A 15,902-nucleotide genomic window follows, 5' to 3' on the forward strand; every position below is an offset into this window, starting at 1 on the left:
CGCGCGTCCTCATGCGGTGAACCCAAGCGCGACATTGGCGGCCTGCGCGTGATCGACCACGATCCGGCGCTCAAAAAGCCGGTAAGGAATCTTCGCGGCGTCGAACACCGCGCGCGGCTGGTCCAGCGACGTCACCTTGAATGTCAGCGCGACCATCCGATCCGAACCGTCCGGATCGGCCAGCGCGGCGCCGGCGTAACGCTCGGTGACCGCCTCCGGCTCCAACACGAACACGGTCGCAGCCCCGGCCGCAAACGACACGCCGCCGGCAACGGGCGTCAGCAACGGGGCGCCGAACATCCGCTCATAGAGCGAAGCGGTTCGCGCCGGATCGCGCGAGGCGATGACGAATTCGACGATTTCGGTGACGCCGTTGCGATGCTTTTGCCATTCGGGGCGATACACCAGTTCCGGCGTATCGTGGTGGCAGAAGAACGTCCGGCCGTTCTGCACCTCTTCGCCGCCGACACGGATCACCTTGAAGCGCGCATCCTGCGCGCCGCCCGGCAATTGGACCGGCCGGGCAAAACTCATCGGCTCGAGCACAGCCACGCCGCGCTCCTTCAGCGCCGTGTAAACGAGATCGGCATCGGGCGACTTGAAGACCAGGCCGGTCAGCCCGGCAGGGTGCGCCCACAGATCGGCACGCATGGTTTCGCGCCCGGGCAGGTAGCCCAGCAGTTCGAGATAGTTATCGCGAAAGATCGCGAGATTGTTGCTCGAGCCGAGCGTGTGATGGCCGCGCTCGGTGAGCTGGAAGCCGAGCCGCGTGTATTGCTCGGCAGCCTCATCGAGCTTGCCCATCACATTGACCACAACGTGGTCGAGAACGGGCCTGATGGCATCGACAGGGACAACCATATTACTCACTCTTCTGTCACAAACTGACGCGAGGCTGGCGAATACATAGCAAGATCAATGCCACCACCCCTGGCCGGAACCGCCGCTTCATGCAGCCCTCGGATGCGGCGTCTGCTTCGCCATCGAGAATTCGATTGCCGCATCAACGTGCAGCAACGTCGAGTCAAACACCGGGAGGTCGACATGCTGCGGGCCGACCAGCAGACAGATTTCCGTGCAGCCCAGAATCACGCTGTCGGCGCCGCGCGATTTGCCGCGGGCGATGACGTCGAGATAGAGTTCGCGGGAACGCGCGTTGACGATCCCCTGGCACAATTCGTCGAAGATGATGTCGTGAACGACGGTGCGGTCATCGGCATCGGGAATGACGGGATCCAGCCCGAAATGATCGCGCAGCCGCTGTACGTAGAATTCCTGCTCCATCGTGTAGCGCGTCGCCAGCAACAGCGGCCGCTGGCACCCGTCGGCCTTGATGGCGCTTGCGGTGACGTCGGCGATATGCAGCAGCGGGATCGATACCGCGCGCTGCACCTCCTCGGCCAGCTTGTGCATGGTGTTGGTGCAGATCAGCAGGCAGCCCGCCCCCGCATCTTCCAGCGCGCGGGCGATATCCGCCAGAATATTGCAGGCGTCGTCCCAGCGCCCCTGCTTCTGCAGGCTGACGATCGCGTCGAAATCGACCGACCGCATCAATATCTCGGCGGAATGAAGCCCGCCCAACCGGTCGCGCACCTGCTCGTTAAGCCGGCGGTAATAGACAGCAGTGCTTTCCCAACTCATTCCGCCGATCAAGCCAATCGTCTGCATTTCTCGCTGCTCGCTCTACACGACATCTCTGTCCTGAGCGGGATCGTAGCAGCGCGGTTGCGCAATCCGGTTGCGTAGCTGCGGCACAATAGACGATCTATCCGGGAATAAACTTCATAGTTGGACCGATGTCTGGAATAGGATTTCAAGATCGCGTCGGAATGCGTTCCGTGCGTGCTGTCGAGGCATCACCCGCCATCGTTGGGGCATATGCATCCCCGGACGCAAGCTGCGTCTGCCGACCGCAAGACGATTTGCGGAATCCTCGTGGAGGTGCGTTTGCCGGCTGCCAATAGGGACGAGATTCTATTCGCGCGGCGTTGGTCGGGATCAAAACCGGACCGCCGGCAACCTTAGTTATGGCACGGAACATGCTTGCTGCTAGTTCGTCAAATTGCAGTGCCGCCGTCTTGTGCAAACCGCATTAAACAATGGAAGTAGCCCATGACACTGATGAGCATCCCGATCATCGACCTCTCGCCGTATCGCACCGGCTCCCCCGAAGGCCGGCAGGCTGTGGCCAAGGCGGTGGCGCAAGCCTGCCGGGATATCGGCTTTCTGGTCATTACCGGGCATGGCGTCCCTTCCGCGCTGGTCGATCGGGTCGATGCGAGCGCACGGGCTTTTTTCAACCTGCCGGCTGCGGACAAGATGGCGCTCAAGCGGCCGAAGGATGACCAGGTCCGCGGTTACAGCGCCGTCGGCGACGAAGGCCTGTCCTACAGCCTTGATGAAAAAACGCCCGGCGATCTCAAGGAGTCATTTTCGATCGGCCCCGTCGACGTGCCGGACGATCCATATTTCAATGGGCCGGCCGCCGGACCGCATTTCGCGCCCAATCTATGGGCAGAACAAATCCCGGATTTCAAGAAGTCCTGGACCGAATATTTCGAGGCGATGTCCGATCTCTCGAAGATGCTGATGCGGATCTTCGCGCTCGGCCTTGATTTGCCCGAAACCTATTTTGACAACAAGATCGATAAGCACATCAGCATGTTCCGGGCGCTGAAATACCCCGATCAGCACGAGGCGCCCCTGCCCGGCCAATTGCGCGCCGGCGCCCATTCCGACTATGGCAGCCTGACCGTCGTGCGGACGGAAGACCGCCCCGGCGGCCTCCAAGTCTATAACAAGGCCGGAGAATGGATCGACGTTCCGGCGGTGGGAGGAGGATTCGTCGTCAATATCGGCGACCTCATGATGCAATGGACCAACGACCTGTGGTCCTCGACGCTTCATCGCGTCGCCAATCCGCCGCGGGACAAGGCCAATGACAGCGCGCGGCTTTCGCTGGTGTTCTTTCATCAGCCCAATTACGACGCGATGGTCGAATGCCTCGAGAGCTGTAAAGGGCCCGGTAACCCGGCCAAATATGAGCCGGTGTCGTCCGGCGACCACCTGACCAGCAAATTCGTCAAGCAGACGACCTTCGGCGAAGGCGCCAGGAAAACAGCATGACGAATTCCACGGCTGAATCCCTGGACAAGGCGACGCTATCCTACGTCAATGTCTTTGCGCAGGATATCGTCGCCCTGAGCCAGTTCTATATCGATGTGTTCGGCTTCACGGAGATCGAGAAGATCCGCTCGCCTATTTTCCGGGGGCTGGATACCGGGCGCAGCAGCCTCGGCTTCAATGCGCAGGACGCTTATGGCCTGCTGGAGCTAAGCGCATTCTCCGAGGTGAGCGGAATCAAGTTCTTGCTCAATATCGATGTTACCAGCATGGCCGAGGTCGACCGGCTGACACCGAAGGCGGTCTCGCTGGGCGCGCAATTGGTCAAGCCGCCCTACAAGACCTATTATAACTGGTATCAGGCCGTCCTGCTCGATCCCGAGCAGAACGTATTCCGCATCAACCATATGCTGGAATAAAAGCGCGTCGCCCGTTCCGCATAAAGCGGCCTCAGGCGATTTTCATGCTCTTGCCCGCAGCCGCAACGCCTGATGCTTTGCCGCTGCTCCATTCATCGAGCAGGTCGTTGGAGTTCACCACCAGGCCCAGATGCAACGAGACCATCGCCAGGGCCGCCGCTTCCAGATTGTCGTCGGTGCCGCGCACCAGATCCTGGGCGACGATCACCCGGTAATTGTGATTGTTGGCGTCGAAGGCGGTGTTCAGCACGCAACAATCGGTGAAGCCGCCGTTCAGAACGATGGTCTCCACCCGCATGTTGCGGAGCAGAAAATCCAGATCGGTCGGGTAAAACGCCGACAGCCGCCGTTTGGTCTCGACAATCAGATCCGAGGGCTCGACCCGCGTCACGAACTCGGTCCAGCGCGAACCTTCGATGGCGTGAGCTTCGCTGTTAGGTATCGCCCCGACGTGAAGCGGAAACGTGCGCCGCCAGGCCGCGCTGATGCCGTTGAGATCGTCGACGCCGCTTCGCCGCAGCACCGACCGGACATGGATGATGGGGATGCCGAGCGCCCGAACCTTGTCGTGAAAGGCATCGATCGGAGCGACGACGTCGCGGGCGCGCGGCGCTGGACAGGGACAATCCGGCGATGGATCGAGATGGCCGCGATGCATATCGATCGAGACCACCGCGGTCTTGGCGGGATCGAGGTAATCGTCGAATCCGGTCGTGACGTCGCGCGGCTGGCCGTAAACGTGAATGCGCATGGCGATGGTGACCTCCGACTATCTGACCTGGCAGGTATCTGAACCGAATCTTAGACGAAATGGAGGTCCATGCCGAACTTGTGCGGTCATCGCCGCTCCTCCCGCACATGCGGCTGGCCAAGCGCGCCCGGCTCGCCCTGATAGCCGCGGTTGCGCGCCCCCACCCACATCATCACCGCGATGGTCGCGACATAGGGCGTCATCAGCATCAGGTATTGCGGAACACTGATCCCGGCCGCGGCGATACGCGGAACCACGCCTTCGATACACCCGAACAGCAGCGCTCCGGCCAGCGCCGGCCACGGCGCCCAGCGTGCAAACACCACGAGGGCCACCGCGATCCAGCCGCGCCCTCCCACCATGCCCGTGACCCACAGCTTGACACTCACGACGGAGATATAGCCGCCCGCCAGTCCGACCAGCGACGAACCCGCCACGATCGCGCCGATCCGGTACAACGATACGTTAAGCCCAGCGGCATCAGCGGCCGCGGGGTTCTCGCCCACCGCACGCAGCTTCAGTCCCAGCATCGATCTGCGCAGGAAAAACGATACCGCAAAAAAGATCGGGATGGCGAGGTAGACGACCAGATCCTGATCGAACAGGATACGGCCGATCACGGGAATTTCCGAGAGCGGCCAGATCGCAATCTTCTTGAGGCCGGCAATCGGGTGATTTTGCCAATTCGCCAGCGTACCGATCAAGCCGGTCAGCCCTTGACAAAAGAACACGACCGACAGGCCCGCAATCACCTGATTGACGCGCAGGATCACGACGAGGCCCGCAAACAACAACGACATGAGGCTCGCTGCCAGCATCGCGACCAGAAGCGCGATCAACGGATGGCCGCCCATCGTCAGGCTGGCGCCCAGGCCGGCGACGGCGCCCACGAGCATCAGTCCTTCGGCGGTCAGGTTCAGGACTCCGGAGCGTTCGGAAATAATCAAGCCGAGCGCCGCGAATGCGTAAGGCGCCGCGGTGCCGGGAACGTTCGCCAGCCAGTTGATGAAAAAATCATTCATGCACGTAGCTCGTTTCTCCAACTCTCCACGCGCATGTTCAGCGAGTCCAGCGAATGCGGTGGCGGATCAGGAATTCGGATGACGCGACCGCGATCACGATAATGGCCTCGATGAGCTGCACCATGGTGAAGGGAATCTGGTAAAAAACCTGCAGCGTTTGACCGGTCACGAACAGGACCGCGAGCAGGAATCCCACGATCACCACGATGATCGGATCGTTGCGCGACAGGAACGCGATCAGAACGCCGGAAAACACGTAACCGTCAAAGAACGACTGCGTCAGCCGCCCCTCCTGGCTGGCGACGTTGACGAAACCCGCAAGCCCCGCCGCGACACCCGAGAGCGCGATCACCGCGATACTGATCGTCCGCACGGGAACGCCGACCACCTTTGCCATATTGGGATTGGCGCTGATGAAGCGCATGTAGAAGCCGGCCCGGCTGAGATGGACGCCCCATCCCGCCACCACGGCCGCGGCAAGCGCGACCAGAAGCGCGCTATTGATGCCATATCCGATATCGGACAGCCGCTCGAATGGCTGATATTGGGTCGATTGCGGAAACGCGGTCTTGGAATCCTGCCAGGCGCCGTACAACAGATGCAGCAGAAAATACGAGGCGATATAATTCATCAGCAGCGTCGAGATGATCTCGTTGACGCGAAAGCGCACCTTCATCCAATACGCCAGCATCACCCACAACAGGCCGCCTGCGGATGCGGCAATGCCCATCACGACGAGCCGCGTCGATTCCGGCCCGATGCCATAGATGGACACCGCCGTCGCGCCGATGCCGCCGAACACCATCTGGCCCTCCAAACCGAGATTCCAGAACCCGATGCGGAACGCCAGGCCGGCGCTGAGCCCGACCAGGATCAACGGCGCAGCCCGGACCAGTACCGAGCGCAGACTGTCGGCATTGAAGACACCCGCGAGTTCCCTGACGAGATCAAACGGCGCGATGCCGGCAATGTCGAGGATCACCACCGAAATGAAAAGCCCGATCGCCAGCGAACCTGCGAGAATGCCGGCCTGCTTCCACGGCGAAAGCGCCTGGCGCATATCCAGCGTAAAGCGGCCCACGCCGCGGCGCGGCGGCGGTTTCGGCGACGGCGAATTCTCGCGCATCGTCATCGCGACATCATGCATGGTCCACCATCGCGCGGCCAATCTCCTGACGGTCCGCCGGTCGGTCGAATTCGGCGACGATCCGTCCCCGTGTCATGACGCCGATCCGGTCGGAAAGAGCGAGGATTTCGTCGAGGTCTTCGCTGATCAGCACCACCGCCGCGCCGCGATCACGCGCGGCAAGCAGCCGCTCATGCACGGCGGCACAGGCCCGCACATCGAGCCCGCGGCTCGGACTATGCGCGACGATCACCGTCGGCTGCCGGCTGAATTCGCGGGCGATCACCAGCTTCTGGGCATTGCCTCCCGACAGCAAGGCCGCCTTTTGCCCGACGCCGCGCACACCCTGCACATCGTAGGCCGCGACAGCCTCCAGGGCGTCGCGGCGCATCGCGGTCCGGTCGATCAGCCAGGGCGTCCCGTAACGACCGGACTGGATGGTCGCGACCGTGAAATTATCCGCGATCGACAACGATCCGGCCAACGCGAACGCATAGCGATCGGCGGGGATCGCGGCGAGCCCGGCTTCGCGACGGACGGCCGGAGGCAGCGTTCCGATATCGCCCGGCCCTTCCAGCCAGATTTCTCCGGAGAGCGGCTGGCGCGCGCCGATCAGCGCTTCGGCCAGTTCGGCCTGACCGTTACCACTGACGCCGGCAAGACCGTAAATCTCACCGGCGCGGACGAAGAAGCTGGCGTCGGCCACCATCACCTGGCCATCGCCGCGGGCGCAGTACAAGGCGCCGACATTGAGAAGCGTTGTTCCGCGCGGGCGCTCGGCCCGTGCCGGTAGCGGCGCCGTCTGACCGACGGTCAACTCCGTCAGCTCCGCCGCAGAGGCTACGTGTGGATCCGCAGTCGCGACCGTGCGTCCGCCGCGCATGATGGTGACGGCATCGGCGTGGCGCTTCACCTCGTGAAGCTTGTGGGTGACCAGCACCACGGCGACGCCGCTATCGGCGAGACGGCGAACGATTTGCAGCAACCGCTCCGCCTCGACATCGGTCAACACCGCCGTAGGCTCATCCAGAATAAGAATTCGGGCGCCGCCGATCAGCACCTTGATGATTTCCACCTGCTGCTGCTCGGCGACCGAGAGATCGCCAACCCGCCGTTCGGGATCGATATCGAAGCCGAGCTGATCCGCCTGTTTGCGGACGTTCTGGCGAATGTCCTGAATTCCGGAACGAAAGCTCGGCCGCGGATTCGCCAGCAGGATGTTCTCCGCAACGGTGAATGGCTTCACCAGCTTGAAATGCTGGTGAACCATGCCGATTCCGCGGCCGCGCGCGTCGGCCGGACCGGACAGCGCAACCGTTTCGCCGTTGACCGCGACAGTTCCGGCATCCGGGACGTAAAAGCCTGCCGCGATGTTCATCAGCGACGACTTGCCCGCGCCGTTTTCGCCGAGCAGCGCGTGAACCTCTCCGGGTATCGCCGAGAAGACGGCGCCGTCAAGTGCGACGACGCCGTCAAACGTCTTCCTGATTCCGGTGAGCTCAAGCGCTGAAGTCATCGAGACGTCCGGTATTACCGCTATTTCTGTGCGATCACGCCCGGCACGTACCAATCCATCTTCCATAAACTGCCGTCGTCGATCGGCTTGCCGGCCGCAAGCTGCTCCTTGCCGGTGGTATCGCTCATCGGTCCGGTAAAGATCTGCTTTCCGGCAATGATCGCGGCGCGCTCGGCCATCACCTTGTCGACGACTTCCTTTGGTACCGCCGATCCGCAGCAGGCGATATCGGTGCCACCCTCGCTGATGCCGGGGAATGCGCCATAGGGACTGGGCTGCCAATTGCCCGCCGCAATCTTCTTCAGTTCCGGCGACAGGAACTTGTCCCAGGTCCAAACCGACGAGCACAATGTCGCCTTCGGCGCGAACTCACGCAAATCGCGGTGATGTCCCGTGCCGTAAATGCCGCGCTCCTGCGCAACGATCTGCGGCGTCGGCGTGTCGACATGCTGGCCGATCACGTCGATGCCCTGATCCGCCAGAGCCTCGGCCGCGGCACGCTCCTTCACAGGATCGTTCCAAGCGCCGGTGAAGATCACCGTGACGGTGGCCTTCGGATTCATCTTCTGGGCACCGAGTTCATAGGCATTGATGGTCCAGTTGACCGGACCGATCGGATGCGCGGCAACGAAACCCAGCTTGCCGGATTTGGACATTCCGCCCGCAATCATGCCGCACAGATACTGGCTCTCGTAAGTCCGGCCATAGAACGATTCGAGGTTGGGGCCGTTGGTGGTGCCGGACGCATTGAGAAAGGCAACCGTCGGATACTTCTCGGACAGTTCCTTGAAAGTGTCGGAATATCCGAATGCGGTGCCAATGATGACGTTGTAGCCGCGCTGGATGAACTGCTCCGCGGCGGGTTTGATCTGGCCGGCGACCTCCGGCACTTTCTCCACGAACGGAATCTTCATGCCGACCGCGCTCTCGATCTTCGGGCGCGCCTCGTCAAAGGCCTGGGTCCAGCCGCCATCGTTCTTCTGATCGAAATAGAGAAATGCGATCTTGGGCGCCGCTGGAAGCGTAAAGCCGGCGGCGTAGGCCGCAGCCCCACAAGAGATCGCCGCGCCGGCCGCGGCGAGCATGGTCCAATACTTTCTCTTCAATAGCTGTTGCATGATCTTGATTCCCCTTTGACCCCAGATCTGTGGAGCGACGACATCGTTTCACGAACGAATAGTTTCAAACCGCGCGGAAAATAGCGCGCCCAATATTTACGCAGCGGGAGATACTATAGTGGGCAGAAAACCCCATTGGCGCCGGGCACTTCGCCATCCTAATTTCATCCGCGCCGGGTCTCATGGTCAGGCTCATAGCTAAGAACTCCCACGTTGAACGGTGATTTATTCTCAACCACCGCGACGAAACCGGGATCGGATAAATCCCCTGATGAGCATGGCGACCAAGGCAAAGCCGCCGATCGGCTTGCCGCCGGACATATCCTGAGCGGACGTGTCCGCCGCAACTTCGGCATCGGCGCCTTTCTTCGATGCACGTACCGTGCCGATTGCAGCTTCAGCGTTGCGCACGAAATTAGCGACGAGCGCGTTGGCGACTTCGGAGATGAGACCGGTACGCCCGAATTGCGCGATGGTTCCCGAGAGCTGGATATCGGAATCGACAACGACGCCGGTCAGGTCGCCTTTTGGCAGCAAGAGGCAGTTCATGCTCATCTTGCCGCGACTGGCTCCCTTGCGATCGACGCCCTTGCCTTCGAGCGCCACCGATTTTTTCTCTTCGTCGTAGTGAACCGCCGCCTCGCCGTCGAAACTTGCTTGAAACGGGCCGACCTTCGCCGAAACCTTGCCGAGATGCCGCCCCTCCTCCGTCGCGCCGACATATTCGGCGCCCGGCAAACAGCCCGCGACCTTCGGGACGTCATGAAGGAAACGCCAGACCTCATCGAGTGGATGCGCGATCGTAAATTCCTGATGCAGCTTCATCTCATCCCTGCTTGATCCTGGAGCATGCTTATCCTTCCGTTTTGCAGTCGCTTCAGTCGTCAGGACGATCCGCGCTTTCGATGCAAGATTCGGTGCAAGCGGTCAGGCGTGATCGGAAGACGATCCACGGCACCCGGTTGCTGCAGGGCCGCATCGATCGCCGAGGCAAGCGCCGCGCCCACGCCGGTGATACCTCCCTCTCCCGCCCCTTTGACGCCAAGCGGATTTAACGGGCTCGGCGCGTCTTCGCGCAGCAAAACCTCGACGTCGGGCACTTCGCGGCAGGTCGGCATCAAATAGTCGGCAAGGCTCGTCGCGAGCGGCTGCCCCTGTTCATCGTAGACAAACTCTTCGAGCAGCGCGCCGCCGATCCCCTGCGCGACGCCGCCTGCGATCTGTCCCTGGACCAGCATGGGATTGACGGCCCGTCCGACATCATAGGCCACCAGATATCTTTCGATGCTGATGCCGCAGGTCAGCGGATCGACCTTAACTTGCGCGAAATGAATGCCATAGGGATAGGTCATATGGTCGGCGCGGAACCACCCCTCGCTTTTCAGTCCGTCTGTCTGCTCAAGCTGGCCCGCAATGTCGCCGAGGCGTATCGACGCTCCGCCCTGGCGCACCGTCACCGCGCCATCGACCAGACAAAGCTGGTCGGGCGCGGCCTGAAGCAAATCGGCGGCGACCGCCACGGCGCGGTCGCGCAGCGCCTCGGAAGCGATCTTCACGGCGGAGCCCGCCATCACCGTCACACGCGAGGCGAAGGCGCCGCGGCCGCACTCGATCCGGTCGGTCTGGCCGTGAACGACGGTGATGCGCTCGATCGGGATATCGAGCGTTTCCGAGCAGATCTGCGCCAACACGGTCTCCACACCCTGACCGATGGATGCAACTCCGGTCACGATTTCCACCGCGCCCGATTTGTCGAGACTCATGCGCACGAGGTCATCGGGGCCGAGGCCGCTCTTTTCGACAAAATAAGCTATACCCAGGCCAACCATCTCGCCCCCGGCGCGACGGGCGGCGATTTCTTCGCGCAGGCGATCGTAGTCGAGGTGAACAAGCAGGCGCTCAAGAAGATCGTGGTACTTTCCGGAATCGTAGACAATGTGGGTTCCAAGCGTTTCGACTCCCCGATCGAACGGCATGGCATCTTCCGGGACGAGATTGATGCGGCGAACATCGATCGATGAAAGCTCCAGTTCCGCTGCGATCTTCTCGATCAGGCGCTCGCGGGCAAACGTCGACTCATATCGCCCGGGAGCACGATAGGTGCCCGCCGGAGTCTTGTTGGTGAGACGAATATGGCCTTCGACGGAATAGGCCGGAATCACATAGGGGCCGGGCAACATTCCCGCGGACAAGTCAGTCACCGTGGTGCCGTGCGTGCGCACATAGGCGCCCTGATCGGTGAAAAGCTCTGCTTTGAGGCCGAGAATGAACCCGTGCGGATCGACGGCTGCCAGAAGGTGATAGGCCTGATCGCGCGAATGATTGGCAGCCAGCAGATGTTCCTTGCGATCTTCTATCCATTTGACCGGCCGGCGCAGCCGCAAGGCCGCGGCGCAGACCAGCACGTCTTCCGGATAAAGTTCGCCGCGTATTCCGAAGCCGCCGCCGACATGGCCTTCACTGAGTTGAAGTTTACCGGGATCAAGCCCCAGCATCCGGCTGATGGCGTCACGGTTGTAATGCGGCACCTTGGCCGCGCCATAGATGGTCAGAACGCCACTGTCCGCATCGAGGACACCCAGGGCTCCGCGGGTCTCCAGGGGAACACCGGTATGTCGTCCGATTTTTACTTCCAGTTCGACCACGCGATGGGCCTGACCAAAGGCAGCGTCCATGTCACCATAGGACCGGCGGATGACCGCCGGCTCCGACAACAGCCCGGGATAGCTGTCCGGCATGAACAGCGACGGCTTGGCGGTGGCATCGAGATTGGCCTCGAGCTCCTCGATGTCGCAAAACACGAGGTCGGCGGCATCTTCCGCGACATAGGGGTCGGTGGCGAACACGACGGCAACGGGTTCGCCGACATAGCGCACATAGTCGCGGGCGAGAATCCATTGCCGGTAGGGAACAAGACCCTCCGCGCGCATCTGACGGAAATCGATCGGTGGCAGATCATCGACATCCTGAATGGTCCAGACCGCGACAACTCCATCGAGCCGGGTCGCTTCCGCCGTCTCGATGCCAAGAATCTTCCCGAACGCCACCGGCGAACGCACGACACGCATATAGATCTGATCGGGCCAACGACCGTCCGCGGCAAACGCCCCCGCCCCGAGCAGCAGTGGGCGGTCTTCGAGGCGTTTCAGCGAACGGCCGATATAGTTCATCCGCGTATCCCGGATCGCATTTCCGCGGCAGCCAATCGAACCGCCTTGATGATGTTTTGATAGCCGGTACAGCGGCAGAGATTGGAGGACAGCAACTCCTTGATCTCCCCGTCGGACATATCAGGGGTTTCCTGCAACGCGCCGGCTGCGAGCATCAGAAACCCGGGCGTGCAGAATCCGCATTGCAGACCGTGATTTTCCCAGAATGCCCTCTGCAGGGGATGCAAGGTGTCGCCATTGGCCAGGCCCTCGACGGTGCGGATTTTCCTGCCCTCGGCCTGAACGCCGAACATCAGGCATGAACGAATCGGCTTGTCGTCGACGAGGACGGTGCAGGCGCCGCAGACGCCATGCTCACATCCGATATGCGTGCCGGTCAGGTGACAATCGTCGCGCAACACATCGACCAGCGTGCGGCGCGGCTCGACCGAGACGCTGTGCTCGCAGCCGTTGACGTCGAGGGTGATGCTGACCTTTTCATGCATGGACGGCCGCTCCGGCTTTGCGCAAATGTTCCCGGATACGCTGGGGGGTGGCGGGAATCTCGAAGATCTCGACCCCGAACGGCGACAGCGCATCGACGATGGCATTGACGATCGCGGCGGGTGCGCCGATGGCGCCGCCTTCTCCCACGCCCTTGGCGTGCGTCACGCTCTCGGGAGAAATTGTTTCCAGATGCAGGATCTCGATATCAGGCATTTCGGCCAGCGTCGGCAGCAGATAATCGGCAAAGGATGCCGTCAACAGATTGCCGGTCTCGTCGTAGATCATCTCCTCCAGCAGGGCGTTGGCAATGCCCTGGGCGACGCCGCCGGCGATCTGACCATCGACGATCATCGGATTGATCAGCACGCCCGCGTCTTCCACCACCAGAAATCGCTCGATCCGGACGCCGCCGGTTTCGATGTCGACTTCGACGATGGCAAAATGGCAGGCGTTGGAGAAAGTGCCCGGTGGATCATAAAACGCATTCTCCTGCAGCCCCGCGGACAGGCCGGGAAAACGATGGCTCTGGTGATAGGCGGCGCGGGCCAGCTGGCCGATCTCGATCGCCTTGTTGGTATTCGCAACGCGGGCCCAGCCGTCCTTCAGGCTGACGGCATCCGGGGTCGCCTCCAGCAGCGTTGCCGCGATCACCTTCAGCTTTTCAGCAATTTTTGCCGACGCCAGTTTCGACGCGCCGCCGGCGATCACCATCGACCGGCTGGCGAACGTCCCCCAGCCATAGGGAGTCGTATCCGTGTCGCCGGAAATAACCCGGATTTTTTGCACGTCGATTCCCAATTCGTCCGATACCAGCTGGGCGAGACTGGTCTTCAGACCCTGGCCGTGCGGCGACGATCCGATACGCAGATCGACGTGGCCGGACGGATCCATGATGCAATCGACGATCTCGTAACCCGGCACGATGTCCATGCCGCGCGCCGCATAGGCCGGCGTGCCGTATCCGGTGCGTTCGCTGAACACGGAGATGCCAAGCCCGATATAGCGGCCCTTGGCGCGCAGCTCGGTCTGCCGGACCCTGAAAGCGGGAATGTCGATTTTCTGAACCGCCACTTCCATCGCCTGCTTGTAGGAGCCTTCGTCGTAGACGAGGCCGGTGGGCGAGCGATGCGGAAAGCTGTCGATCAGGTTGCGGCGGCGAATTTCAACCGGGTCCAGCCCCAGCCGTTTCGCCGCGACATCCATCAGGCGTTCCATGGTGAAGGTCAGCATGGGACGCGCGACGCCGCGATACGGCGCCATCATGCAGGTGTTTGTGGTCACGCCCCGGGACCGCGCGGCGTATTCGCTGAAATCATACGGGCCGGGCAATTCGGCAAACGCCATCAGCGGCTCGACGCCGCAGGTGACCGGATAGCAGGAAAATGCCCCGACATTGGAGCGCAGATCGGCGTCCAGGCCGAGCAGCCTGCCCTCTTTCGAGAACGCCCCGCGAATGGTGAAGGCCTGGTCCCGGCTGTGCGCCGAGGCCAGAAAATTCTCCCGGCGGTCCTCGGTCCACGCGACGTTGCGCTTGAGCTTGCGCGCGAGCCAGACCAGCACGACATATTCCGGAAACAGCGACATCTTCTGGCCGAAGCCGCCACCGACATCGGGCGCAATGACCCGCAGATCGGCTTCCGCGATGCCAAGCGTGTCGGCGATCCCGGTCCGCAGCATATGCGGCATCTGGACCGACGCCGTCAGCGTCACCCGCCCGCTGCCGGCGTGATATTCGGCAAAGCCGGCGCGCGCCTCCATCGGAGCCGCCGACTGCCGGTGCGAACGCAGATCGAGCGTGACGATTTCAAAAGCATCCGCGAAGGCCTTGTCGAAACCCGCGGTCTTCATCCGGCCTTCGACCAGGACATTGTTGGGCGCCTCCGGATGAACCGGCTCGGAGCCGGGTTGCAAGGCAAGGTCGACATCGAGTACGGGATCGGTCGCCGCGATGTCGACAAACACCTGCTCGGCGAGGTCTTCGGCGAGCGCCGGATTGGCGGCGACGACGACCGCGACGGGCTGTCCCGTGAAAACCACCCGATCGATCGCCAGCACCGGCTGTCCGATCGGGATGTAATCGGGGCGATGCAGCACCGGCCGGATCGGCTTGAGATCGGCGAGATCGCGTCCCGTGAAGATGGTTATATTCGGCGGGACTTCGATGCCGACAATGGCCCCGCGCGCGACCGGGCTGCGCACAAAGCGAACGGCGGCGGCGTTGCCGACGCGATCGGCGACGTAGCTGCCGCCCCCCTTCAATAGCGTCGGATCCTCGAGCCTCGGCAAAGACCGCCCGATCCAGTTCATGCGGCGGCCTCGGTCAACGCGCGCTTGACGACCGCAGCGATGAGATCCTGGCGATATTCGGACGACGCATGGATGTCCGCGGTCGGCACGATCGCGACGCGGGCCTCTTGGGCGATGGCATCGAAAGTCTGCGACGAGGCCGGCTTGCCAACGAGCGAGCGCTCCAGTTGTCCGAGCCGGATGGCGCGATCCGATACGCCGCCGATACCCAGTCTCGCCTCCTTTACGATACCGGCTTCGATCCGGAGCGCCGCCAGGGCCATTCCCAGCGCAAAATCACCGGCGCGGCGGGAAAACTCATTAAACCCCGTCCGCCAATCGTCCGCCAGCAACGGCAGGCGAATCTCCGTCAGGATTTCATCCGCCGCCAGATCCGTCGTGAACGTTCCCTTGAAGAAGTCGTGGCTCGGGATGATCCGTTCGCCGCGACTGCTTCTGGCGACGATCTCCGCGCCTAGCGTTGTTGCCACCAGACACCATTCCGCAGCCGGATCGGCGTGAGCCAGACTGCCTCCGAAAGTGCCTCGCTGCCGGATCGGAAAATGCGCGATGTGCCGTACCACCTTGGTCAGGAGATGACCCAGCGGACCGGCGACGACAGTTCGATGAAACGTGGCATGGCGCGTCAAGGCACCGATCGAAAGGCTCCTGTCCTTTGCTTGAACGGTGGACAGTTCCTTCAACTCGTTGATGTCGATCAGAGCAGACGGCCGCAGCAGACGGAAATTCATCGCGGGCACAAGGCTCTGGCCCCCGGCCAGAACCTTGCAGTCATCCTGATTTTCAGACAGCAAAGCCAGCGCCTCGGAAACACTGGCTGGCTTGAAATATCTGAACGATACCGGCTTCATGAGTTCCTTGAAG

The 15,902-nt window shown here is 62.1% G+C and carries 14 protein-coding genes; 2 read left to right on the top strand and 12 right to left on the bottom strand.

What is annotated here, in order from left to right; translation table 11 throughout:
* Positions 1-9: 9 nt before the first annotated feature.
* Both HB630_RS06000 and HB630_RS06005 read right to left on the bottom strand, forming a co-directional pair.
* Positions 10-861 carry a VOC family protein gene (locus tag HB630_RS06000; protein WP_218626038.1) on the bottom strand — a complete coding sequence of 284 codons (852 nt, stop codon included), beginning with the start codon at positions 859-861 and terminating at the stop codon, positions 10-12.
* 87 nt (positions 862-948) lie between these two features.
* Entirely contained in the window at positions 949-1,668 is a 720-nt protein-coding gene (locus HB630_RS06005) for an aspartate/glutamate racemase family protein (RefSeq protein WP_213770840.1), read from the bottom strand.
* A 444-nt stretch (positions 1,669-2,112) separates the two neighbouring features.
* Here HB630_RS06005 and HB630_RS06010 point away from each other — a divergent pair, with 444 nt between their 5' ends.
* Together HB630_RS06010 and HB630_RS06015 are read left to right on the top strand one after the other, a co-directional pair.
* On the top strand, positions 2,113-3,126 hold the full coding sequence (locus tag HB630_RS06010) for a 2-oxoglutarate and iron-dependent oxygenase domain-containing protein (protein ID WP_213770841.1): 1,014 nt from the start codon (positions 2,113-2,115) through the stop codon (positions 3,124-3,126).
* Positions 3,123-3,542: a VOC family protein gene (locus HB630_RS06015; RefSeq protein WP_213770842.1), complete on the top strand. Its 420-nt coding sequence runs from the start codon at positions 3,123-3,125 to the stop codon at positions 3,540-3,542. Before HB630_RS06010 ends, HB630_RS06015 begins: the two co-directional genes overlap by 4 nt.
* Positions 3,543-3,573: 31 nt before the next feature.
* Here HB630_RS06015 and HB630_RS06020 read toward each other — a convergent pair whose 3' ends face one another.
* The 10 genes from HB630_RS06020 to HB630_RS06065 form a co-directional block, all read right to left on the bottom strand.
* Positions 3,574-4,293, bottom strand: coding sequence for a cysteine hydrolase family protein (locus HB630_RS06020; protein WP_213770843.1), 720 nt, complete (start codon positions 4,291-4,293; stop codon positions 3,574-3,576).
* An 86-nt stretch (positions 4,294-4,379) separates the two neighbouring features.
* The gene (locus HB630_RS06025; protein ID WP_213770844.1) at positions 4,380-5,315 is read right to left on the bottom strand and encodes an ABC transporter permease; all 936 of its coding nucleotides are present in this window, start codon (positions 5,313-5,315) and stop codon (positions 4,380-4,382) included.
* A 37-nt stretch (positions 5,316-5,352) separates the two neighbouring features.
* Entirely contained in the window at positions 5,353-6,462 is a 1,110-nt protein-coding gene (locus tag HB630_RS06030) for an ABC transporter permease (RefSeq protein ID WP_213770845.1), read from the bottom strand.
* Entirely contained in the window at positions 6,455-7,957 is a 1,503-nt protein-coding gene (locus tag HB630_RS06035; RefSeq protein ID WP_213770846.1) for an ABC transporter ATP-binding protein, read from the bottom strand. Before HB630_RS06035 ends, HB630_RS06030 begins: the two co-directional genes overlap by 8 nt.
* A gap of 20 nt (positions 7,958-7,977) precedes the next feature.
* Positions 7,978-9,075, bottom strand: a complete 1,098-nt coding sequence (locus HB630_RS06040; RefSeq protein ID WP_213770847.1) for a BMP family ABC transporter substrate-binding protein — start codon at positions 9,073-9,075, stop codon at positions 7,978-7,980.
* Between the two features lie 231 nt (positions 9,076-9,306).
* Positions 9,307-9,900: an SRPBCC family protein gene (locus tag HB630_RS06045; RefSeq protein WP_213770849.1), complete on the bottom strand. Its 594-nt coding sequence runs from the start codon at positions 9,898-9,900 to the stop codon at positions 9,307-9,309.
* Positions 9,901-9,959: 59 nt separating this feature from the next.
* Positions 9,960-12,245, bottom strand: a complete 2,286-nt coding sequence (locus HB630_RS06050; RefSeq protein ID WP_213770850.1) for a xanthine dehydrogenase family protein molybdopterin-binding subunit — start codon at positions 12,243-12,245, stop codon at positions 9,960-9,962.
* Complete coding sequence (locus HB630_RS06055; protein WP_213770851.1) at positions 12,242-12,730, bottom strand: (2Fe-2S)-binding protein; 489 nt, start codon at positions 12,728-12,730, stop codon at positions 12,242-12,244. The genes HB630_RS06050 and HB630_RS06055 overlap by 4 nt, the downstream gene beginning before the upstream one ends.
* The gene (locus HB630_RS06060) at positions 12,723-15,038 is read right to left on the bottom strand and encodes a xanthine dehydrogenase family protein molybdopterin-binding subunit (protein WP_213770852.1); all 2,316 of its coding nucleotides are present in this window, start codon (positions 15,036-15,038) and stop codon (positions 12,723-12,725) included. Before HB630_RS06060 ends, HB630_RS06055 begins: the two co-directional genes overlap by 8 nt.
* Positions 15,035-15,889, bottom strand: a complete 855-nt coding sequence (locus tag HB630_RS06065) for a xanthine dehydrogenase family protein subunit M (RefSeq protein WP_213770853.1) — start codon at positions 15,887-15,889, stop codon at positions 15,035-15,037. Before HB630_RS06065 ends, HB630_RS06060 begins: the two co-directional genes overlap by 4 nt.
* Positions 15,890-15,902: the final 13 nt, after the last annotated feature.

Origin of the sequence: Bradyrhizobium sp. dw_78 (assembly GCF_018449525.1) — a bacterium.
Lineage (GTDB): Bacteria > Pseudomonadota > Alphaproteobacteria > Rhizobiales > Xanthobacteraceae > Bradyrhizobium.

Excerpts from the sequence above, each read along its gene's own strand:
- HB630_RS06000 (WP_218626038.1), bottom strand. The coding sequence starts at position 861 with ATGGTTGTCCCTGTCGATGCCATCAGGCCCGTTCTCGACCACGTTGTG.
- HB630_RS06005 (WP_213770840.1), bottom strand. The coding sequence starts at position 1,668 with ATGCAGACGATTGGCTTGATCGGCGGAATGAGTTGGGAAAGCACTGCT.
- HB630_RS06010 (WP_213770841.1), top strand. The coding sequence starts at position 2,113 with ATGACACTGATGAGCATCCCGATCATCGACCTCTCGCCGTATCGCACC.
- HB630_RS06015 (WP_213770842.1), top strand. The coding sequence starts at position 3,123 with ATGACGAATTCCACGGCTGAATCCCTGGACAAGGCGACGCTATCCTAC.
- HB630_RS06020 (WP_213770843.1), bottom strand. The coding sequence starts at position 4,293 with ATGCGCATTCACGTTTACGGCCAGCCGCGCGACGTCACGACCGGATTC.
- HB630_RS06025 (WP_213770844.1), bottom strand. The coding sequence starts at position 5,315 with ATGAATGATTTTTTCATCAACTGGCTGGCGAACGTTCCCGGCACCGCG.
- HB630_RS06030 (WP_213770845.1), bottom strand. The coding sequence starts at position 6,462 with ATGCATGATGTCGCGATGACGATGCGCGAGAATTCGCCGTCGCCGAAA.
- HB630_RS06035 (WP_213770846.1), bottom strand. The coding sequence starts at position 7,957 with ATGACTTCAGCGCTTGAGCTCACCGGAATCAGGAAGACGTTTGACGGC.
- HB630_RS06040 (WP_213770847.1), bottom strand. The coding sequence starts at position 9,075 with ATGCAACAGCTATTGAAGAGAAAGTATTGGACCATGCTCGCCGCGGCC.
- HB630_RS06045 (WP_213770849.1), bottom strand. The coding sequence starts at position 9,900 with ATGAAGCTGCATCAGGAATTTACGATCGCGCATCCACTCGATGAGGTC.
- HB630_RS06050 (WP_213770850.1), bottom strand. The coding sequence starts at position 12,245 with ATGAACTATATCGGCCGTTCGCTGAAACGCCTCGAAGACCGCCCACTG.
- HB630_RS06055 (WP_213770851.1), bottom strand. The coding sequence starts at position 12,730 with ATGCATGAAAAGGTCAGCATCACCCTCGACGTCAACGGCTGCGAGCAC.
- HB630_RS06060 (WP_213770852.1), bottom strand. The coding sequence starts at position 15,038 with ATGAACTGGATCGGGCGGTCTTTGCCGAGGCTCGAGGATCCGACGCTA.
- HB630_RS06065 (WP_213770853.1), bottom strand. The coding sequence starts at position 15,889 with ATGAAGCCGGTATCGTTCAGATATTTCAAGCCAGCCAGTGTTTCCGAG.